This window comes from Streptomyces sp. NPDC047000 (assembly GCF_040644295.1).
Taxonomy (GTDB): domain Bacteria; phylum Actinomycetota; class Actinomycetes; order Streptomycetales; family Streptomycetaceae; genus Streptomyces.
Genome location: NZ_JBEYWE010000005.1, coordinates 276,197 through 296,612 on the forward strand (window position 1 = coordinate 276,197; position 20,416 = coordinate 296,612).

The 20,416-nt window shown below is 71.5% G+C and carries 16 protein-coding genes and 1 tRNA gene; 11 read left to right on the forward strand and 6 right to left on the reverse strand.

Annotated elements, in window-relative coordinates:
* The first annotated feature begins 103 nt into the window (after nt 1-103).
* Genes desA through ABZ862_RS11790 form a run of 4 tightly spaced genes read left to right on the forward strand, consistent with a single transcriptional unit; the run spans nt 104 to nt 5,190 of the window.
* Nucleotides 104-1,561, forward strand: coding sequence for a lysine decarboxylase DesA (desA, locus tag ABZ862_RS11775; RefSeq protein ID WP_360955959.1), 1,458 nt, complete (start codon nt 104-106; stop codon nt 1,559-1,561).
* Complete coding sequence (locus ABZ862_RS11780; RefSeq protein WP_360955961.1) at nt 1,545-2,846, forward strand: lysine N(6)-hydroxylase/L-ornithine N(5)-oxygenase family protein; 1,302 nt, start codon at nt 1,545-1,547, stop codon at nt 2,844-2,846. Before desA ends, ABZ862_RS11780 begins: the two co-directional genes overlap by 17 nt.
* A complete protein-coding gene (locus ABZ862_RS11785) occupies nt 2,843-3,415 on the forward strand; it encodes a GNAT family N-acetyltransferase (RefSeq protein ID WP_360955963.1) in 573 nt (190 codons plus the stop codon). The genes ABZ862_RS11780 and ABZ862_RS11785 overlap by 4 nt, the downstream gene beginning before the upstream one ends.
* The gene (locus ABZ862_RS11790) at nt 3,412-5,190 is read left to right on the forward strand and encodes an IucA/IucC family siderophore biosynthesis protein (RefSeq protein WP_360955965.1); all 1,779 of its coding nucleotides are present in this window, start codon (nt 3,412-3,414) and stop codon (nt 5,188-5,190) included. The genes ABZ862_RS11785 and ABZ862_RS11790 overlap by 4 nt, the downstream gene beginning before the upstream one ends.
* 60 nt (nt 5,191-5,250) lie before the next feature.
* Here the strand turns inward: ABZ862_RS11790 and ABZ862_RS11795 are convergent, their stop codons facing one another.
* Both ABZ862_RS11795 and ABZ862_RS11800 read right to left on the reverse strand, forming a co-directional pair.
* The gene (locus ABZ862_RS11795; protein WP_360956103.1) at nt 5,251-6,822 is read right to left on the reverse strand and encodes a beta-N-acetylhexosaminidase; all 1,572 of its coding nucleotides are present in this window, start codon (nt 6,820-6,822) and stop codon (nt 5,251-5,253) included.
* A gap of 190 nt (nt 6,823-7,012) precedes the next feature.
* Complete coding sequence (locus ABZ862_RS11800; protein ID WP_360955967.1) at nt 7,013-8,578, reverse strand: metallophosphoesterase family protein; 1,566 nt, start codon at nt 8,576-8,578, stop codon at nt 7,013-7,015.
* A gap of 164 nt (nt 8,579-8,742) precedes the next feature.
* On the opposite strand from ABZ862_RS11800, the gene ABZ862_RS11805 reads away from it, so the two are divergent.
* Nucleotides 8,743-9,000, forward strand: a complete 258-nt coding sequence (locus ABZ862_RS11805; RefSeq protein ID WP_360956105.1) for a hypothetical protein — start codon at nt 8,743-8,745, stop codon at nt 8,998-9,000.
* A gap of 151 nt (nt 9,001-9,151) precedes the next feature.
* On the forward strand, nt 9,152-10,969 hold the full coding sequence (glmS, locus tag ABZ862_RS11810) for a glutamine--fructose-6-phosphate transaminase (isomerizing) (protein WP_360955969.1): 1,818 nt from the start codon (nt 9,152-9,154) through the stop codon (nt 10,967-10,969).
* Nucleotides 10,970-11,356: 387 nt separating this feature from the next.
* Here the strand turns inward: glmS and ABZ862_RS11815 are convergent, their stop codons facing one another.
* Complete coding sequence (locus tag ABZ862_RS11815) at nt 11,357-11,884, reverse strand: universal stress protein (protein WP_360955971.1); 528 nt, start codon at nt 11,882-11,884, stop codon at nt 11,357-11,359.
* Between the two features lie 585 nt (nt 11,885-12,469).
* Between ABZ862_RS11815 and ABZ862_RS11820 the strand changes: the two genes are divergently transcribed.
* The 5 genes from ABZ862_RS11820 (at nt 12,470) to ABZ862_RS11840 (ending at nt 15,876) form a co-directional block, all read left to right on the forward strand.
* A complete protein-coding gene (locus ABZ862_RS11820) occupies nt 12,470-12,718 on the forward strand; it encodes a hypothetical protein (protein ID WP_360956107.1) in 249 nt (82 codons plus the stop codon).
* Between the two features lie 378 nt (nt 12,719-13,096).
* A complete protein-coding gene (locus tag ABZ862_RS11825; protein ID WP_360955973.1) occupies nt 13,097-14,326 on the forward strand; it encodes a helix-turn-helix domain-containing protein in 1,230 nt (409 codons plus the stop codon).
* 185 nt (nt 14,327-14,511) lie between these two features.
* Entirely contained in the window at nt 14,512-15,114 is a 603-nt protein-coding gene (gene orn / locus ABZ862_RS11830) for an oligoribonuclease (protein ID WP_360955975.1), read from the forward strand.
* 118 nt (nt 15,115-15,232) lie between these two features.
* Nucleotides 15,233-15,305 (forward strand) — tRNA-His (locus ABZ862_RS11835).
* A 139-nt stretch (nt 15,306-15,444) separates the two neighbouring features.
* Complete coding sequence (locus tag ABZ862_RS11840) at nt 15,445-15,876, forward strand: hypothetical protein (RefSeq protein ID WP_360955977.1); 432 nt, start codon at nt 15,445-15,447, stop codon at nt 15,874-15,876.
* Nucleotides 15,877-15,895: 19 nt separating this feature from the next.
* On the opposite strand, the gene ABZ862_RS11845 is transcribed toward ABZ862_RS11840, so the two are convergent.
* The 3 genes from ABZ862_RS11845 to ABZ862_RS11855 all read right to left on the reverse strand — a co-directional run bounded on the left by ABZ862_RS11845 (nt 15,896) and on the right by ABZ862_RS11855 (nt 20,282).
* Entirely contained in the window at nt 15,896-16,585 is a 690-nt protein-coding gene (locus tag ABZ862_RS11845; protein WP_360955979.1) for a response regulator transcription factor, read from the reverse strand.
* Nucleotides 16,586-16,601: 16 nt separating this feature from the next.
* Nucleotides 16,602-17,795, reverse strand: coding sequence for a sensor histidine kinase (locus ABZ862_RS11850; protein ID WP_360955980.1), 1,194 nt, complete (start codon nt 17,793-17,795; stop codon nt 16,602-16,604).
* Nucleotides 17,796-18,062: 267 nt separating this feature from the next.
* Complete coding sequence (locus ABZ862_RS11855) at nt 18,063-20,282, reverse strand: MMPL family transporter (protein ID WP_360955982.1); 2,220 nt, start codon at nt 20,280-20,282, stop codon at nt 18,063-18,065.
* Between the last annotated feature and the right edge of the window lie 134 nt (nt 20,283-20,416).

Consider the following 20,416-nt stretch of genomic DNA (forward strand, 5'->3'; position numbering starts at 1 on the left):
GCAGGTTTGGCCAAGATTAACTTAGGCTAGCCTTACCTAAGTTGAGCCCGCAGGCTCCGCCCCTCCCGCCCCGCACGGACCGTCCCCACCGGAGGACCCCCACATGCGCTCGCACCTGCTCAATGACCTCACCGCGGAGCACTACCGGCGCTCCGTGACCGAAGGAGTCGAGCGGGTGGCGGCACGACTCGCCACCACCGAAAGGCCGTTCACCGGCGTCACCGTGGACGGCCTCGCGCCCCGCATCGACCGCGTCGACCTCGACCGCCCCCTCCACGACACCACCGCCGCACTCGACGAACTCGAGGACGTCTACCTCCGCGACGCCGTCTATTTCCACCACCCCCGCTACCTCGCCCACCTCAACTGCCCGGTCGTCATCCCGGCGGTGCTCGGCGAGGCCGTGCTCTCCGCGGTCAACTCCTCCCTCGACACCTGGGACCAGTCCGCCGGCGGCACCCTCATCGAGCGCAGGCTCATCGACTGGACGGCCGCCCGGATCGGCCTCGGGGCCGCCGCCGACGGCGTGTTCACCTCCGGCGGCACCCAGTCCAACCTCCAGGCCCTGCTGCTGGCCCGCGAGGAGGCCAAGGCCGGATCCCTGGCCACGCTGCGCGTCTTCACCTCCGAGGTCAGCCACTTCAGTGTGCGGAAGGCCGCCAAACTGCTCGGGCTGAGCCCCGACTCCGTGGTCACCGTGCCCGTCGACCACGACAAACGGATGCAGACCGTCGCCCTCGCCCATGAGCTGGAGCGCTGCCGGCGGGACGGACTCGTGCCGATGGCCGTCGTCGCCACCGCCGGGAGCACCGACTTCGGGTCCATCGACCCGCTGCCCGAGATCGCCGGGCTGTGCGCCCAGTACGGGGTGTGGATGCACGTGGACGCCGCCTACGGGTGCGGACTGCTCGTCTCCGGCCGGCGCCGCGACCGCCTCACCGGTATCGAACGCGCCGACTCCGTCACCGTCGACTATCACAAGTCCTTCTTCCAGCCGGTGAGTTCGTCCGCCCTGCTGGTACGGGACACCACCGTGCTACGGCACGCCACCTATCACGCCGAGTACCTCAACCCCCGCCGCATGGCCGAGGAGCGCATCCCCAACCAGGTCGACAAGTCCCTCCAGACCACCCGCCGTTTCGACGCGCTCAAACTGTGGATGACGCTGCGGGTCATGGGTGCCGACGGGATCGGTGAACTCTTCGACAGCGTCTGCGACCTCGCCCAGGAGGGATGGCGGCTCCTCGACGGCGATCCGCGGTTCGACGTCGTCGTCGAGCCCTCCCTGTCCACCCTCGTCTTCCGTTACGACCCGGCCGCCGCGGGCGGTCCCGCCGCCACCGATCCCGCCGAGATCGACCGCGCCAACCTGCACGCCCGCAAGGCCCTGTTCGCCTCCGGTGACGCCGTCGTCGCGGGCACCAAGGTCGGCGGCCGTCACTACCTCAAGTTCACCCTCCTCAACCCCGGGACGACGGTGTCCGACATCGCCGCCGTCCTCGATCTGATCGCCGGCCACGCCGAGCACTACCTGGGAGAGTCCCTTGACCGTGCTTCCTGAGTCCGCGAGCGCGGACGCCGCCCACGACGTCGTCGGCATCGGCCTCGGCCCCTTCAACCTCGGCCTCGCCTGCCTCACCGAGCCGATCGCCGGACTCGACTGCGTCTTCCTGGAGTCCAGGCCCGGCTTCGAGTGGCACTCGGGCATGTTCCTCGACGGCGCCCACCTCCAGACACCGTTCATGTCGGACCTCGTCACCATGGCCGACCCGACCTCGCCGTACTCCTTCCTCAACTACCTGAAGGAGAAGGGGCGGCTGTACTCCTTCTACATCCGCGAGAACTTCTACCCGCTGCGCATCGAGTACGACGACTACTGCCGCTGGGCCGCCGGCCGGCTCGGCAGCGTCCGCTTCGACACCACGGTCACCGAGGTGACGTACGACGAGGACACCGAGCTGTATCTCGTGCGCACCGCCCGGGACGACGTCCACCGCGCGCGTCATCTCGTCCTCGGCACCGGGACCGTCCCCCACGTACCCGCCGTCTGCCGGGACCTCGGCAACGATGTCGTGCACACCTCGCGGTACGCGCACCGCAAGGCCGAGCTCCAGGCCGCCGGTTCGATCACGATCGTCGGCAGCGGGCAGAGTGCCGCCGAGGTCTACCGCGAACTGCTCGACGGCATCGGCACCCACGGCTACCAGCTCAACTGGGTCACCCGCTCACCGCGGTTCTATCCGCTGGAGTACACCAAGCTGACCCTGGAGATGACCTCCCCCGACTACATCGACTACTTCCACGCCCTGCCCGAGGACACCCGGCACCGCCTGGAGAAGGCGCAGAAGGGGCTCTTCAAGGGCATCAACGCGGACCTGATCAACGACATCTTCGACCTGCTCTACCAGAAGGGCGTCGAGAGCGGCGGCCGGCCCGTCCCGACCCGGCTGCTCACCAACTCCACGCTCACCGGGGCCCGGCACGAGGACGACGGTTCGTACGTGCTCGGCTTCCACCAGGACGAGCAGGGCAAGGACTTCGAGATCCGCAGCGAGGCCGTCGTCCTCGCGACCGGCTACCACTACGAGCCCCCGGCCTTCCTGGAACCCGTCAGGGACCGGCTGCGCTTCGACGGTCACGGCAGCTTCGACATCGCCCGCAACTACTCCGTCGACGTCACCGGGCGCGGCGTCTTCCTCCAGAACGGCGGCGTCCACACCCACAGCGTCACCAGCCCCGACCTGGGCATGGGCCCGTACCGCAACGCGTACATCATCCGCGAGCTGCTCGGCAGCGAGTACTACCCGGTCGAGAAGACCATCGCCTTCCAGGAGTTCGCCGTATGAGCCACACGCCCTCCACCGGGGTGACCCCGGACGGCTTCGCCTTCCGGCCCCTCCACCCGCTCAGGGACGCCGCGTTGCTGCATCGCTGGGTCACGCATCCCAAGGCGGCCTTCTGGATGATGCGGGACGCGCGGCCCCAGGACGTCGAGCACGCCTATCTGGAGATCACCGAGGACGAACACCATCACGCGCTGCTGGGGCTGCTCGGCGACGATCCCGTGTTCCTCGTGGAGCACTACGACCCCGCCCACCGGGAGCTGGCCGGTCTCTACGATCCCGAGCCCGGTGACATCGGGATGCACTTCCTCGTCGCGCCCACCGACACGCCCGTGCACGGGTTCACCCTCGCCGTCATCACGGCCGTGGTCGCCCACCTCTTCGAGGATCCGGCCGTCCGGCGGATCGTCGTCGAGCCCGACGTGCGCAACACCGCCGTGCACGCCCTCAACGCGGCCGTCGGGTTCGTGCCCGAACGGGAGATCGAGAAACCGGAGAAGAGGGCCCTGCTGAGCTTCTGCACCCGGGAGGCGTTCGAAGCGGCCGTCGCGAAGGCGGTGGCCACCGCATGACCGCGCTCACCGACAGCGTCGCCCACCTCTCCCCCGAACACTGGGAGACCGCCAACCGGCTGCTGATCCGCAAGGCGCTCGCCGAGTTCGCCCACGAGCGCCTCCTCACCCCCGAGCGGCAGCAGGACGGCGGCTACACCGTCCGCAGCGACGACGGCCTCACCCGCTACCGCTTCACCGCCGTCCGCCGCGCGCTGGACCACTGGCAGGTGGACGCCCCGTCCCTCACCCGGACCCGTGAAGGTGCCGAACTCCCGCTCGCGGCGCTCGACTTCTTCATCGAGCTGCGGCAGAGCCTCGGCCTGAGCGACGCGATCCTGCCCGTCTATCTGGAGGAGATCTCCTCCACCCTCTCCAGCACCTGCTACAAACTCACCAAACCGCCGCTCCAGGCGGCCGAGTTGGCCACCCGCGGCTTCCAGGACATCGAGTCCGGGATGACCGAGGGCCACCCCTGCTTCGTCGCCAACAACGGGCGGCTCGGCTTCGGCGTCCGCGAGTACCTGGCGTACGCGCCCGAGACCGGCCGCCCCGTCCGGCTGATCTGGCTGGCCGCGCACCGCTCCCGCGCCGCGTTCACCGCCGGCGCCGGGATCGAGTACGAGAGCTTCGTGCGGGACGAGTTGGGGCAGGCGATGGTCGAGCGGTTCGACGCCGTGCTGCGCGGGCGCGGGCTCGACCCGGCCGACTACCTCCTCATACCCGTCCACCCCTGGCAGTGGTGGAACAAGCTCACCGTCACCTTCGCCGCCGAGGTCGCCCGGCAGCATCTGGTCTGCCTCGGCGAGGGCGACGACGCCTATCTGGCCCAGCAGTCCATCCGTACCTTCTTCAACTCCTCCGATCCCGCGAAGCACTATGTGAAGACGGCCCTGTCCGTCCTCAACATGGGCTTCATGCGCGGACTTTCGGCCGCCTACATGACGGCGACCCCGGCCATCAACGACTGGCTCGCCCAGCTCATCGCGGGCGACCCGGTGCTCAGGTCGACCGGCCTGTCGGTCATCCGGGAGCGTGCCGCCGTCGGCTACCGGTATCTGGAGTACGAGCGGGCCACCGATCCCCACTCCCCGTACCGCAAGATGCTCGCCGCGCTGTGGCGGGAGAGCCCGGTGCCGTCCCTGGCGGACGGCGAGTCCCTCGCCACCATGGCGTCGCTGCTGCACACCGACCACGAGGGCGCGTCGTTCGCGGGGGCGCTGATCGAGCGGTCCGGGCTGCCGCCCGCCGAGTGGCTGCGGCGCTATCTGCGGGCGTACTACACCCCGCTGCTGCACAGCTTCTACGCCTACGACCTGGTGTTCATGCCGCACGGCGAGAACGTGGTCCTGGTCCTCGGCGAGGACGGCGCCGTGCGGCGCGCGATCTACAAGGACATCGCCGAGGAGATCGCGGTGCTGGACCCGGACGCGGCGCTGCCCGACGAGGTCGCCCGCCTCCGGGTCGACGTGCCGGAGGACCGGAAGCTGCTGTCGATCTTCACGGACGTCTTCGACTGCTTCTTCCGCTTCCTCTCCGCCCTCCTCGCCGCCGAAGGGATCCTCGGCGAGGACGACTTCTGGCGGACGGTCGCCGAGGTCACCCGCGCATACCAGGAGTCGGTGCCCGAACTCGCCGACCGGTTCCGGCAGTACGACCTCTTCGCCCCCGAGTTCGCGCTGTCCTGCCTCAACCGGCTCCAGCTGCGCGACAACCGGCAGATGGTGGACCTGGCCGACCCGGCCGGCGCGCTCCAGCTGGCCGGGACGCTCCGCAACCCGCTCGCCGGGTTCTGACGCGGCCTGGCGGGCCCCGAGCACGGCGCGCTGCGGGTGCCGCGGGTGCCGTGGCCCAGGTCAGTCAGTGGTCCACGGCACCTGCGGCGACCGGTAGAACCCGATACCCAGCGCCTCCCAGCGCGGTCCCTGCGCCGCGAGCCGCACCTTGTAGGCGTCCCAGTCGTGCGTGGCCGCCGGGGACCAGCCGAGCTCGGCCGCGCCGGGCAGCCGGGGGAAGGCCAGGTGGTCGATGTCGGCGCCGGTCACCACGGTCTCCGTCCACAGCGGCGCCTCCACGCCCCGGACGGACGACTCCGGCAGCCCCGGGAGATAGGCGCCCGGGTCCCAGTCGTAGGAGCGCCGCACCTCCACGAGCCCCGCCCAGTCGAGGCCGATCGGGGTGCCGGCGGTGTACTTCATGTCGAGGTACACCCGGTCGGCGGGCGACAGGACGATCCCGGTGCCGTGCTGTGCGGCGGCGACGACCTGCGCCTTCTCCTCGGCCGAGGTGGTGTCCAGGCCCCAGTACTGGGCGAGCGCGCCCTTCGCGGGGTGCGCGCCGGTGAGCTGGTGCCAGCCGATGACCGTCTTGCCGTACGCGGCGACGACCGGCTGCACGCGGTCCATGAAGACGGTGTAGTCGGCGTGGCTGGTGGAGTGCGCCTCGTCGCCGCCGATGTGCAGATAGCGGCCCGGGGTGAGCGCGGCCAGTTCGCGGATCACGTCGTCGACGAAGTCGTACGTCACGTCCTTGTCCACGCACAGCGAGCTGAAGCCGACCTCGGTGCCGGTGTAGAGCGGGGGCGCGGTGCCGTCGCAGTTCAGCTCGGGGTACGAGGCGAGGGCCGCGTTCGTGTGGCCCGGCATGTCGACCTCCGGGACGACCTCCAGGTGGCGGGAGGCGGCGTAGCGGACGATCTCGCGGTAGTCGGCCTTGGTGTAGTGGCCGCCGGGGCCGCCGCCGACCTGGGTCGAGCCGCCGTGGGACGCCAGCCGGGGCCAGGAGTCGATCGCGATGCGCCAGCCCTGGTCGTCGCTCAGGTGGAGGTGCAGGACGTTGAGCTTGTAGAGGGCGAGTTCGTCGATGTAGCGCTTGACCTGGGCGACGGTGAAGAAGTGCCGGGACACGTCGAGCATCGCGCCGCGGTAGGCGTAGCGCGGGCGGTCCACGATGGTGCCGCCCGCGACCGGCCAGGGGCCGGGCTGCACGGTGTCCTTCTCGACGGCGGGCGGGAGCAGCTGGCGCAGGGTCTGCACGCCGTGGAAGAGACCGGCCGGTTCCCGGGCGGTGATGACGACCCCGCCGCGCCCGCTGTGCAGACGGTAGCCCTCGGCGCCGTACGGGCCGGGCGCCAGCCGGAGCTGGATGCCGCCGGTGCCGTGCGTGGTCAGCGGGAGGGGGTGGCCGGTGGAGGGGCGCAGCAGGTCCGCCAGGTACGTGCCGACGCTCCGGGCCCTGGACGGGGCGACGATGCGGGTGTCGCGGGTGATGCGGTACGGCGTTCCGCCCGGGGTGACCGAGGCCGGGGCCGGGATCACCCGGCCCAGCGGGGTGACGGTGCGGGCCGGTGCGGACGTCGCCGAGGACGTGTGGGCGGTCGCGGTGGTGAGGGTTCCGGCGGCCGCGACGAGCAGCAGCGCGCCGAGCATCCGGGGCGTACGGGGCGTCGTACCGCGTTGCCGTCCCACAGGAGCTCCCTTCGATACGGCCGGTCGATGCGGCCGAGGCCGTGGCGGACGGGACCGCCGGAAGCCCATTGTGGTCCAGACCTTTCCGGGAGGGAAGCGGCCGGCCCGGCGTGCCGGGCCGGCCGGAGCACCCACCGGCGGCGGGAACGGGCTACTTGGCCCGGCGCGCCACCGTGAAGTGGTCGATCCGGTCCCCGGTCTCCGCGATGCCCTGCACCGTGAGCGTCGCGTAGCGCCCCCTGGGCGCCGGGGTCACGTCCACCCGCAGGAACGAGTAGTTGAGGTACCGCACCCGTGACCAGGCCACGGTCTCGTTCACCTTGCCGTCCTTGGTGTTGACGAAGGACGCGACGGAGTCGACCTCGTTCGGGTGGCCCTCGTAGGAGTCGGGCGCGCTGAACGCGTAGAGGCTGCGGCCCGCCGCGCCCGCCGTGACGTAGACCACGCCCTCGGTCTCGGGGTAGGCGGTCCCGCCGATCGGGAGTTTCCTGGCGACCGTGTCGCCCTTGATGACGTCGGTGCGCTCGTACTGGTGGTTGTGGCCGTTGATGACCAGGTCCACCGTGTACTTCTCGAACAGCGGCACCCACTCCTGGCGCACCCCGCCCTCCGAGGCGTGGGCGGTGGAGGTGCAGTAGGCGCAGTGGTGGAAGAACACGACGATGAAGTCGATGTCCTTGGCGGCCCGGAACTTCTTCAACTGGCCCTCGAACCACGTCGTCTGGGTGCCGCCGGAGATGCCGAGGTTGGCCGGGATCTCGAAGGAGACGTCGTTGGGGTCGAGGGAGATGATCGCGGTGTTGCCGTGGACGAAGGAGTACACGCCCGGCAGGTGCCGCCGGTCGGGTCCGTTGTCGGGGAGGGTGAAGCGGGCCTCCTCGCCGCCGTAGCCGTTGGGCGAGTACCAGGCCTCCATGTCGTGGTTGCCGTAACTGACCATCCACGGGACCTGCTTGGCGACCGACTCGGTCTGGTACAGGAACTGGTCCCAGGTACGGGAGTCGAAGCCGGTGTCGGTGGCCTTCCCCTGTCCGGCCGGGTCGCCGTAGGCGATGTCGCCGGCGTGGAGGTGGAAGGCGGGGTTCTGGCCGAGGATCAGGCTGTCGTTGGCCAGCGCGTGGTAGCTGACGCCCTGGTCGCCGAAGGCCGTGAAGGTGAACGGCTCCTTGCCGGCGGGGGCGGTGGTGAAGGTGCCCAGGGTGCCCAGGAGATGGGCCTGGGCGGGGTCGAAGCCGGCGTGGCCGACGCCGTAGTAGTACGTGCGGCCGGGGCGCAGGCCGGCCAGCTTCGCGTGCAGGTAGTACTGCGTGTGGTCGCCGCTGGCGCCGACCCCGGCGGGGGTGTAGAGGGTGCGGACCTCGGCGGGGATCCTGCGGGAGAGGTCCCAGGGATGGGCGCCGATGCGGACGAACGGCTTCTCGACGGCGACCGGGACCTGCCAGGAGACGGTCATCTCGGTGCGCGCGTCGTTGCCGTAGGCGAGGTGGCGGCCGAACGGGGCGACGAGGGCGCCGTCCACCTTCTCCACCGCGGGGGCGGCCGACGGTGTCGGGACCGCGGCCTGTGCCGTCCCGCCGGTGACGAACGCGCCGCCCGTGACGGCGCCGAGGGTGACGGCGCCGCCGCGGATCATCGTGCGCCGCGAGAATCTGGCGCGCAGGTACTCGTGCTGCTCGGCCATGCTCATCCGCTCGGCCAGCTTCTCGGGTACTCCCATACGTGGAATGTCCATGGGGTGTGAACTTCGTCCCTTCGGGCGACCGGGCGCAAGACACAGGATGGACAGCTCGGAAACAGCGGTCCATGAGAGATTCAACAGCCGCCTGCCCGAAATCGGGCAGGTTTCTTGCGAAACTGCGCCGCGTGTCCCAGGATCTACGGGTGCACGACGAACTGGTCGATCATCTGACGAGGTCCACGCCCCTGGGGCGCGGCGAGGCGCTGCGCGTGATCCAGGACGTGCTGGCCTATTTCGGCGACACGACCGAGGTCTACGTCCGCCGCCGCCACCGCGAACTCCAGGCGCAGGGCCTGGTGAACGCGGAGATCTTCGAGCAGATCGCGGCGGATCTGGGACACCGGGCGGTGGCACCGCCCGACCTCACGCTCCGGCAGCTGCGCCGGATCGTGTACGGCTGAGGCCGCGGGACGCGGCATACGGAACGGACGCGCGACCGGCACCACGAGTGCGGACGCGGCAGGAGACAGGCGCGGCCAGAGACCGGCGCGCCGGACAGCAACGCAGGGACCGGGAACCACCGGGGTCCCCAGGGGTTAGGGATACGGACACATGTGCGGAATCGTCGGATACATCGGGAAGCGTGACGTCGCTCCTCTGCTCCTCGAGGGCCTGCAACGCCTGGAGTACCGGGGCTACGACTCGGCCGGCATCGTCGTCACCTCGCCGCGCACCGGCGCGCTGAAGACGGTCAAGGCCAAGGGCCGGGTACGCGACCTGGAGGCCAAGGTCCCGGCGCGCTTCAAGGGCACCACCGGCATCGCCCACACCCGCTGGGCCACCCACGGCGCCCCGTCCGACGCCAACGCCCACCCGCACCTGGACGGCGCGGGCAAGGTCGCCGTCGTCCACAACGGCATCATCGACAACGCCTCCGACCTGCGCCGCAAACTCGAGGCGGACGGCGTCGAGTTCCTCTCCGAGACCGACACCGAGGTCGTCGTCCACCTCATCGCCCGCTCGGAGGCGGCGAAGCTGGAGGACAAGGTCCGCGAGGCGCTGCGTCTCGTCGAGGGCACCTACGGCATCGCCGTGCTGCACGCCGACTTCCCGGACCGGATCGTCGTGGCCCGCAACGGCTCGCCGGTCGTCCTCGGCATCGGCGAGAAGGAGATGTTCGTCGCCTCGGACATCGCCGCGCTGGTCGCCCACACCCGCCAGATCGTCACCCTGGACGACGGCGAGATGGCCACCCTGAAGGCCGACGACTTCCGCACGTACACCACCGAGGGCACCCGCACGACGGCCGAGCCGACCACCGTGGAGTGGGAGGCCGCCTCGTACGACATGGGCGGCCACGAGCACTACATGCACAAGGAGATCCACGAGCAGGCCGACGCCGTGGACCGCGTGCTGCGCGGCCGGATCGACGACCGCTTCTCCACCGTGCACCTCGGCGGCCTCAACCTGGACCCCCGTGAGGCGCGCCGGATCCGCCGGGTGAAGATCATCGGCTGCGGCACCGCGTACCACGCCGGCCTGATGGGCGCCCATCTGATCGAGGAGCTGGCCCGCATCCCCGCGGACGTCGAGCCGGCCTCCGAGTTCCGTTACCGCAACGCCGTCGTCGACCCCGACACCCTCTACATCGCCGTCTCCCAGTCCGGTGAGACGTACGACGTGCTGGCCGCCGTGCAGGAGCTGAAGCGCAAGGGCGCCCGGGTGCTCGGCGTCGTCAACGTGGTCGGGTCGGCCGTCGCCCGCGAGGCGGACGGCGGCGTCTACGTGCACGCCGGGCCCGAGGTGTGCGTGGTGTCCACCAAGTGCTTCACCAACATGACCATCGCCTTCGCCCTGCTCGGCCTGCACCTCGGCCGCACCCGCGACCTGTCGGTGCGCGACGGCAAGCGGATCATCGCGGGCCTGCGCAAGCTGCCCGCGCAGATCAACGAGATCCTCGCGCAGGAGGACGAGATCGAGAAGCTGGCCGCCGAGTACGCCGAGGCCCGCTCGATGCTGTTCATCGGCCGGGTGCGCGGCTACCCGGTGGCCCTGGAGGCGTCCCTGAAGCTCAAGGAGGTCTCCTACATCCACGCCGAGGCCTACCCCGCCTCCGAGCTGAAGCACGGCCCGCTGGCCCTGATCGAGCCGACCATGCCGACGGTGGCGATCGTGCCGGACGACGACCTGCTGGAGAAGAACCGCGCCGCGCTGGAGGAGATCAAGGCCCGCAGCGGCCCGGTCCTCGCGGTCGCCCACCGGGAGCAGGAGAAGGCCGACCGGACGATCATCGTGCCGAAGAACGAGGACGAGCTGGACCCGATCCTGCTCGGCATCCCGCTCCAGCTGCTCGCCTACCACACGGCGAAGGCGCTCGGCCGTGACATCGACAAGCCGCGCAACCTCGCCAAGTCCGTGACGGTCGAGTAGGAACCCTCGTCCGTACCTGGCCTGACGTCCCGTAGGCCTGACACACGGACACGCGTACGCACGGACACGCGCGGACGTGAACGGCCCCCTGTGAGCCACCCGCACAGGGGGCCGTTCCCTGAGAGACCGGAGCCGCCTGGTCCGGCCCGCCGCTGCCTCGGCCGGTGGCCGTCACACCCCGGGTCCGGCAGCGCGTCACGCATCCGCTCGTACGCCCGCACACTCGTACGCCCGCAGGTTCATACGCTGACCGGTATATGCCCTGGGCAGGGAACCGAACACCTCTACGCGTCGGTAGAGTTGGGCACGCGGCCGCGCCGGGACGGCATCAGGGCCGGCGGCCCCGCGTACCGGGGCGGTCCGTGCCGCACCCGGGGCGCGGGCCGGTCACGGGATGACGATGACGGGCCGCCGGGCCCGCTTGGCGAGCCGTCCGGCGACGGAGCCGAAGATACGGCCCACGATGCCGTGCGTGGACCCGACGACGATCGCGTCGGCCTCGTACTCCCGCCCCACCTCTTCGAGTTCGTGGCAGATGTCGCCGCCGCGCTCCACGAGGATCCAGGGCACCTCGGCGAGATGGTCGGCGCAGGCGAGTTCGAGCCCGAGCACCTCGGTGCGGTGGTCGGGGACGTCGACGAAGACCGGCGGCTCGCAGCCCGCCCACACGGTGGTGGGCAGCCGGTTGGCGACATGGACGATGATCAGGCCGGAGCCCGAGCGGTGGGCCATGCCGACCGCGTAGGCGAGCGCGCGCTCGCTGGACGTGGAGCCGTCGAAACCGACGACCACGCCGTGCAGGAAGGCGGGATCGCAGAACTGGCGTGGCTCTTCCGCCGCCAGGGGGTCGGCCGCCTGGTGATCGGCGACGGGCCGCCTGCGGTCCGCGGGTTCGGAGAATTCGTGTCCGGCCATGGGCTTCTCGGCGTTCAGACCTCGTGGGTGGGACGACAGTGTGCGGCGGAGCTGTGTCCGGGAATCATCTTCCCAACCCCATACCCCCAAGGGTACGGCGCCAAGCCTCCTTCGCCCGGATCCCGCGCGTGGTCCACGGGAGTTCCCCGGAGCATGCACGAGGGACGCCCGTAACGCAATGGTTGCTGCCCGGTACAGGCGATTTGCACAGCGTTCACTTACCCGTACAGGGGACACCCGGTCCCCCGGTTCCGTACGGGGTCCGCGGCCCCGCCGGCCGGACGGTGCGGACACCGACCGTCACCTCCGCCCCCGCCCGGCGGCACGCACAGTGACCGGCGCCGGGTCCGGGCGTTGAACCGCGTGAACCTCCGCCGCAGGGAGTCAGCCATGCCCGGAACACCGCAGCCCTCCCCCGAGCCGCACCCCGAGCCGCACCCCGCCGAGCCCCCGTCCGCGACACCGTCCGAGCCCCCGCCCGGACACCCCGTCCGGCGCCCCGCCGGACACTCCCGCGACCGGCTCACCGACCGTGCCGCCGACCACCCCGCCGCCCGTCCCGCCGTCCGTCCCGCCAAGGACTCCGTGACGGACGTGGTCCGCTGGGCGGCGTTCAGTTGCGTCCTCGTCCCGGTCGCCCTGCTCTGGTACGGCACCTCGCTCGCCGGCACGGCCGGCACCGCCTTCGGCCTGGCCGCCGTGACCGCGGTGTGCCGCCTGCTGCTGCGCCGGTCGGAACGCCGGTCGGAACGCCGCGCGGGGCCCCGGGCGCAGGGCCGGGACGGGGCGCGAGGAGGCGGACGTCACACCGGGGGGAGTACACCGGTCGACTGACCGGTTTTTGCGCACGCGCCCGTTTGTTTTCGGCCAACTTCTGGAAACCGCGCATCCCCCGTCCGAACCACCCCCCAACACCCGTTCCACCTGCACAAAAAGGGTCTGCGGGGCCCCGCGGACCCTACGTGGATTGGCCACTACGACAAGGCGCACTTCCCTGCACGGCCCGGGAGTGCAACGCTTCGTGATCGAATGCTTCACGCCAAGTTGCCATGTCGACATTGAGTGGGGTGGCGAACTGGCCACGAAGGCACCGTGCAACACAGTAGATTCGATCTTGACTGTCTTACGGCGGGGGACTCGTGCAGGACCGAGGGGAAACGTGCAGGAGCGACACAACCGAGGAGCCGCGACCACCGAGGGGGGCTTAGCAGTATGAGCCACGACTCCGCTGCCGCGCCGGAAGCCGCGGCCCGGAAACTGTCCGGGCGACGCCGCAAGGAGATCGTCGCGGTGCTGCTGTTCAGCGGCGGCCCCATTTTCGAGAGTTCCATACCGCTGTCGGTGTTCGGGATCGACCGCCAGGACGCCGGCGTGCCCCGCTACCGACTGCTGGTGTGCGCGGGCGAGGAGGGCCCGCTGCGGACCACGGGGGGCCTGGAACTCACCGCGCCGCACGGCCTGGAGGCGATCTCGCGCGCGGGCACGGTCGTCGTGCCCGCCTGGCGTTCGATCACCTCGCCGCCGCCGGAGGAGGCGCTCGACGCGCTGCGCCGGGCGCACGAGGAGGGGGCCCGCATCGTGGGGCTGTGCACGGGCGCGTTCGTGCTGGCCGCGGCGGGCCTGCTGGACGGCCGTCCCGCGACGACCCACTGGATGTACGCGCCGACGCTGGCCAAGCGCTATCCGTCGGTACACGTGGATCCGAGGGAGCTCTTCGTCGACGACGGGGACGTGCTCACCTCCGCGGGTACGGCGGCGGGCATCGATCTCTGCCTCCACATCGTGCGGACCGACCACGGCAACGAGGCGGCCGGCGCGCTCGCCCGGCGGCTGGTCGTGCCGCCGCGCAGGACGGGAGGCCAGGAGCGCTACCTGGACCGCTCTTTACCTGAGGAGATCGGCGCCGACCCGCTCGCCGAGGTCGTCGCCTGGGCGCTGGAGCACCTGCACGAGCAGTTCGACGTCGAGACGCTGGCGGCCCGCGCGTACATGAGCCGCCGCACCTTCGACCGCCGCTTCCGCTCGCTGACGGGCAGCGCTCCCCTCCAGTGGCTGATCACCCAGCGGGTGTTGCAGGCACAGCGGCTGCTGGAGACGTCGGACTACTCGGTGGACGAGGTGGCGGGCCGCTGCGGCTTCCGTTCGCCGGTGGCCCTGCGCGGCCACTTCCGCCGTCAGCTGGGCTCGTCGCCGGCGGCGTACCGGGCCGCGTACCGGGCCCGCCGCCCCCAGGGCGACCGGCCGGGCGACGGCGACGCGCCCACGGCGCACCCGTCGGCGACGATGAGCTCGGGACCGACGGTGCAGCTGCACCCGGAGGGGCCGGTGCCGCCCCAGAGCCGCCGTACGGCCGCGGCCGCGTCGGTGGGTTCGGGCGCGGGGCTGTCCGGGGCACTGGAGGGCCGCGACCCGTATCTGCCGAGGCAGCGCAGCGGGGCGTGACAGGCACGTAGGAAGCGGGCGGGGCGCCACCCGGGCAGGCCACCGAGCCGGCCCCGGCGCCCCGCCCGCTCTCGCCGTGCCGCGGTTGCCGCCGACGAGCCGAACGGCACGGGAACGGCGCCGGTAATGACAAGGTCACGTCACGACCGGGCCCCGTCGGCCTTTCGGGCCGTAAGGTTAGGCATATGAACGATCGCATGGTGTGGATCGACTGCGAGATGACCGGCCTCTCGCTGTCCGACGACGCGCTCATCGAAGTGGCCGCCCTCGTCACCGACTCCGAACTGAACGTACTGGGCGAGGGTGTGGACATCGTCATCCGCCCGCCGGACGCGGCCCTCGGGACGATGCCGGAGGTGGTGCGCCAGATGCACACCGCGTCCGGACTCCTGGAGGAGCTCCCCGGCGGCACGACGCTGGCCGACGCGCAGGAACGGGTCCTCGCCTACATCCGCGAGCACGTCAAGGAGCCCGGCAAGGCCCCGCTGTGCGGCAACTCGGTCGGCACCGACCGCGGCTTCCTGCTGCGCGACATGCCGGAGCTGGAGAGCTATCTGCACTACCGCATCGTCGACGTCTCCAGCGTCAAGGAGCTGGCCCGCCGCTGGTACCCGCGGGCGTACTTCAACAGCCCGGAGAAGAACGGCAACCACCGCGCGCTGGCCGACATCCGCGAGTCCATCGCGGAGCTGCGCTACTACCGCGAGGCGGTCTTCGTCCCTCAGCCGGGCCCCGACTCCGACACGGCCCGCACGATCGCCGCGAAGCACGTCCTCCCCGCCCGCTGACCCCCCGGGAGCCCCCGCACCCGGCCCCTGGAAAAGCCGGGCGCGAGCACCCCTGAGAACCCTGTACACTTTTTCTCGGCCGGTCGGAGACAGCGTTCAGTCGAACCACCGGCCCATGGTGGGTGTAGCTCAGCTGGTAGAGCACCTGGTTGTGGTCCAGGATGTCGCGGGTTCGAGTCCCGTCACTCACCCTCACCGGAGGGGCCGGTGACCTGAGGAGTCCTCAGGTCACCGGCCCCTCACCTGTACGTCACGACACGGACACATTCCGTCCACGGACGGCATACGGAGCGCATTATTCCCCCCAGCATCTACGTTCCAGGGGGGAACATGCACACCACCCGTATCACCGCCACCACCGTCGCCGCGGTCACCGCCGCACTCGCCGTCACCCTCACCGGATGCAGCGGTATCACCGGCGGCGACAAGGCGGACAGCTCCAAGAGCACCGGCACACCGACCGCCGACACCATGGTCGGCGCCGGCAGCGCCACCAAGGAGTACGCCATCCCGACCGTGCCGACGGGGGCGAGGCGCGCCGAGCTGCTCCGCGCCCTCGCCGCCGCCAATCCGGACATCGTGAAGTACGAGGAAGAGGCCATCAACGCGGCACGCAGCCAGTGCCCGGCGCTCAACGGCGACGGTGCCAAGGCCGACCGGGCCGCCGCGAAGCTCTTCACCTACAAGGACGTCACGACCACCGAGGCCCAGGGGAAGCAGATCGACGCGGCCCTCAAGGACCTGGACTTCTGCGAGGCCTGACCCGGCGGCCCCGGGCCGGTCAGTGCCCGGCGGGCGGGGGGTCGGCGCGGACCAGACCCGTCTGGTAGGCGATCACCACCAGCTGGGCCCTGTCCCGGGCCTGGAGTTTGGCCATCGCCCGGTGGATGTGGCTGCGGATCGTCAGGGGGCTGACGACCAGGTGATCGGCGATCTCGTCGTTGCTCTTGCCGAGGGCCGCCAGGGACATGACCTCGCGTTCGCGGTCGGTGAGGGAGGCCAGCCGCTGCGGGGAGTCCGGGCGGCTCGGTTCCGGGGTGGCCAGGAAGCGGGCGATCAGGGAGCGGGTGGCCGTCGGGGAGAGGAGCGTCTCGCCGTCGGCGACGGTACGGATGCCGGACAGGAGGGCCTCCGCGCTGACGTCCTTGCCCAGGAAGCCGCTCGCCCCCGCGCGCAGGGCCTTCGCGACGTTCTCGTCGTCCTCGAAGGTGGTCAGGATCAGGATGCGGGTCGCGGCCAGGGCGGGGTCGGCGGCGATCAGTGACGTCGCCGTCAGGCCGTCGGTGCCCGGCATGCGGATGTCCATCACGATGACGTCGGGGCGCACGGTGCGGGCGAGGTCCACGGCCTCCTGTCCGTTCGCCGCCTCCCCCACCACCGTCATGTCCGGGTCGGTGTCGATGAGGATGCGGAAGGTGGCGCGCAGGAGGGCCTGGTCGTCGGCCAGGAGGACGCGGATCGGGGTCGTCATGGGGTGGGTGCCTCGGTCAGCCGGTCGGGTGCAGGGGGAGCGTACAGGTGACCCGGAATCCGCCTCCGGGGAGCGGGCCCGCGGTGAGGGTGCCGCCCACCGACTGGGCCCGCTCCCTCATGCCGATCAGGCCGAAGCCCCGGGCCGCCGGTGTCACCGGTGTCACCGGTGCCGATGACGGGGTGTCGTTGGTGATCGTCAAGGTCAGTGCGTGCGGGACATAGGTGAGTCTCACGTCCGCCCGGCCGGTACGCGCGTGCTTGGTGACGTTGGTCAGGGCCTCCTGGACGATCCTGAACGCCGTCAGGTCCGTGCCCGGTGAGAGCGGCCGGGGATCCCCGGCGACGGTGACCGTGACGTCCACGCCCGCGGTGGCGCAGGACGCCGTCAGGTCCGGCAGCCGGTCCAGGCCGGGGGCGGGGGCCCGGTCGTCCTCCGTCTCGGGGCCGGTGTCCTGCCGGAGTACTCCCACCGTCGCCTTCAGCTCGCGCAGCGCCGCCGCCGTCGTCTCGGAGAGCGCCGTCAGCATCTCGTACGACTGCGCCGGGTGCGAGTGGTAGAGGTGTACGGCGGTGCCCGCCTGGGCGTTGGCCAGGGCCAGGTGGTGGGCGACCACGTCGTGCAGCTCGCGGGCGATCCGCATCCGCTCCTGGACGACCCGGCGGCGGGCCTCGTCCTCGCGTGCCTGCTCCTCCTGCCGGACGCGTTCGGCGGCGTAGGCGCGGCGTACGGCGACGTTGCTGCCGAGCAGCGTGGACAGCAGGACCCAGGCCGCGGGGTTGACGATGCCCAGCATGACGGGGTGCTGGTGTCGCTGGGGGTCGAGGAACGACGTGGTCAGCACCAGGGCCGTCGTCACGGCCAGGGCGGCATTGCGTGACGTGGTGCGTTCGGCGCGCAGGCCCAGCGCGTACAGGGCCGTCAGCAGCGGACCCATGATCATCGGGCTGAGCAGGTAGCCGGCCGTCCCCTCGGCCATGGTCAGGACGGCTACGAGCGCCAGCACCCGTAGGGGGTACCGGCGGCGCAGGGGCAGCGCCAGGCAGGCGGTGGCGGACAGGACGAGGACGGGCCACAGGGGCAGCGGCTTCGCGCTGATCAGCGCGGTCAGCCAGGATCCGGTCGCGGTGACCGCGAACAGGAGCAGCAGGCCCGCAGCCTCGGTCGCGCGGGGGTGCCTGGCCGCCCTGGTCTGCCAGCTCGTCCTCATGTCTCGGTCTCTCCGTGGCGGGATACGGACAACATAGTGGCCGGGGCCGGGCACCGGGGCCGGGCACCGGGGCCGGGCACCGGGGCCGGGCACCGGGGCCGGGCACCGGGGCCGGGCACCGGGGCCGGGCACCGGGGAGGGACGCCCTCGGCCGGAGACACCTTCGGCGTCCTGGCGTCCCTCCCCGGTGCCCCGGTGATCCGGTGCCCCGGTGATCCGGTGATCCGGTGATCCGGTGACCGGCGGTACCCCGGCGCCCGGCGGCGCTCAGGTGCGTACCGTCTCCCGTTGTTCCGCGCCCGCGCCCGCCGGCGCCCCGCGCTCGGTGGTCAGGGCCGCGCCCTCGATGTCCACGCGGGGCAGCAGCCGGTCGAGCCACCGCGGCAGCCACCACGCCTTGTCGCCGAGCAGGGCGAGGACCGCCGGGACGATGGCCATCCGGACGAGGAACGCGTCGAACAGCACCGCCACCGCGAGGCCGAAGCCGATCGTCTTGATCATCGATTCGTCGGAGGTGATGAAGCCGGCGAACACCGCGCTCATGATGACCGCCGCCGCGACCACGACCCGGGCGTTGTGCCGGAAGCCGGAGACCACGGCCTGCGCCGGGCGTTCCCCGTGGACGTACGCCTCCCGCATCCGGGCGACCAGGAAGACCTCGTAGTCCATGGCCAGGCCGAAGACGATGCCGACGAGGAAGATCGGCATGAGGCTCATGATCGGGCCGGTCTGCTCCACCCCCAGCAGGCTCGCGCCCCAGCCCCACTGGAAGATCGCGACGACCGCGCCCAGCGCGGCCAGCACCGACAGCAGGTAGCCGAAGGCCGCCTTCAGCGGGACCAGGACCGACCGGAAGACCAGCATCAGCAGGACCAGGGCCAGGCCGACGATCACCGTCAGGTACGGGAACAGGGCGTTCTGGAGCGCGGTGGCGACGTCGATGTTCATCGCGGTGGTGCCGGTCACCTCGAACGTGGCGCCGGTCGTCCTCTCCAGGGCGGCGCGTTCCGCGCGGATGCTCTGGACGAGGTCCTTGGTGTGCTCGTCGTTCGGGCCGGTGCTCGGCACCGCCGAGAGCAGGGCCGTGTCGCCCGCCGGGTCGAAGCGGGCGGCGGAGACGGACACCACGCCGTGCGTCTCCTTGATCCGCCCGGTGATCGCGGTGACGGCCGCCTGCGGGTCGCCGGCCTTGCTCGCGTCCACGACGACGGTCAGCGGCCCGTTGAACCCGGCGCCGAAGCCCTCGGCGAGGGCGTCGTAGGCGCGGCGTTCCGTGGTCGACGTGGACTTGGCCTCGTCGCCCGGCATGCCCAGCTCCAGGCTCGCGGCGGGCAGCGCGAGGGCGCCCAGTCCGGCGACGCACAGCAGGAGGACGGGCAGGGGGTGGCGGACCACGAAACCCGCCCAGCGGGAGCCGCCGTTGGCCTTGGCGGCCTGCTTGCGCAGTGCCTTGGGCCGGTTCCTGCGGACCCCGCGGGCCAGTACGGCGTCGGGCCACAGGCCGAGCAGCGCCGGTACGAGGGTGAGGGCGACCAGCACGCCCACGGCGACCGCCGCCGCCGCGCACAGGCCCATCTTCGTCAGCATCGGCACGCCGACGACCGAGAGGCCGGCCAGCGCGATGATCACCGTGAGTCCGGCGAAGACGACCGCGGAGCCCGCCGTGCCGACGGCCAGGCCGGCCGCCTCGCGCGCCTCCCGGCCCTGCGCGCGCTCCTCGCGGTAGCGGGAGACCACGAACAGGGCGTAGTCGATGCCGACCGCGAGGCCCAGCATGGAGGCCAGCGTGCCGGTCGTCAGCGACAGGTCGAACGTGCTGCCCAGGGCGAGGATCCCGGCCATGGAGAGGCCGACGCCGACGAGGGCGGTGAGCAGCGGCAGACCGGCCGCCGCGAGGGAGCCGAAGGTGATCAGCAGGACGATCGCGGCGACGGCGACGCCGATCCCCTCGGCGGGGCCGCCCGCCTCCGGCTGGCTCGACACGGCGGTGCCGCCCGCCTCGACGGTGACCCCCGCGTCCCGGGCGCCGTCGATGGCGTGGGTGAGGGCGGTCTTGCTCGCGTCGCTCAGGTCGCCGCTCGCCACGGTGTAGGTGACCGTGGCGTACGCCGTGGAGGCGTCCTTGCTGACGGCGCCTGCCTTGAAGGGGCTGACGACGCCGGCGACCTGGGCGCCCTTGCCCGCCTCGGTGACGAAGTCGTCGATGACCGTTCGCGTGTGCGACGCGGTCACCTTCTGTCCGTGGGGGGCGATGAACACGACGCGGGCGGTGGCGCCGTCGGCGTCGGCGCCGGGGAAGCGCTCGCCGATCAGGTCGAAGGCCTTCTGCGCCTCGATGCCCGGCATGAAGGACGTGCCGCTGTCGTCGGCGGCGGGTGCCCTGACGGCGCCGATACCCACGGCGACAAGGGCTGCGGTCCACAGCAGCAGGACGAGCCAGCGGCCGCGGAAGGCGCCCCGGCCGAGTCGGGAGAGGAAGGTGGCCACGGCAGTCGCATCTCCAGAGTCAGGTCCGGATCGGGTCCGGATTCGATGGCTCTACCTTCGTCCGGGGACCCCTGCCAGGTCGTCATGCGTGGGCCGCGTTTGTGCGCTGGTGCGAACCATGCATCGCGCGCGGG

Bases quoted from the DNA above. Each gene is read 5' to 3' on its own strand.
- desA (WP_360955959.1), top strand. From the start codon at position 104: ATGCGCTCGCACCTGCTCAATGACCTCACCGCGGAGCACTACCGGCGC.
- ABZ862_RS11785 (WP_360955963.1), top strand. From the start codon at position 2,843: ATGAGCCACACGCCCTCCACCGGGGTGACCCCGGACGGCTTCGCCTTC.
- ABZ862_RS11790 (WP_360955965.1), top strand. From the start codon at position 3,412: ATGACCGCGCTCACCGACAGCGTCGCCCACCTCTCCCCCGAACACTGG.
- ABZ862_RS11795 (WP_360956103.1), bottom strand. From the start codon at position 6,822: ATGCTCGGCGCGCTGCTGCTCGTCGCGGCCGCCGGAACCCTCACCACC.
- ABZ862_RS11800 (WP_360955967.1), bottom strand. From the start codon at position 8,578: ATGGGAGTACCCGAGAAGCTGGCCGAGCGGATGAGCATGGCCGAGCAG.
- glmS (WP_360955969.1), top strand. From the start codon at position 9,152: ATGTGCGGAATCGTCGGATACATCGGGAAGCGTGACGTCGCTCCTCTG.
- ABZ862_RS11815 (WP_360955971.1), bottom strand. From the start codon at position 11,884: ATGGCCGGACACGAATTCTCCGAACCCGCGGACCGCAGGCGGCCCGTC.
- ABZ862_RS11825 (WP_360955973.1), top strand. From the start codon at position 13,097: ATGAGCCACGACTCCGCTGCCGCGCCGGAAGCCGCGGCCCGGAAACTG.
- orn (WP_360955975.1), top strand. From the start codon at position 14,512: ATGAACGATCGCATGGTGTGGATCGACTGCGAGATGACCGGCCTCTCG.
- ABZ862_RS11840 (WP_360955977.1), top strand. From the start codon at position 15,445: ATGCACACCACCCGTATCACCGCCACCACCGTCGCCGCGGTCACCGCC.
- ABZ862_RS11845 (WP_360955979.1), bottom strand. From the start codon at position 16,585: ATGACGACCCCGATCCGCGTCCTCCTGGCCGACGACCAGGCCCTCCTG.
- ABZ862_RS11850 (WP_360955980.1), bottom strand. From the start codon at position 17,795: ATGAGGACGAGCTGGCAGACCAGGGCGGCCAGGCACCCCCGCGCGACC.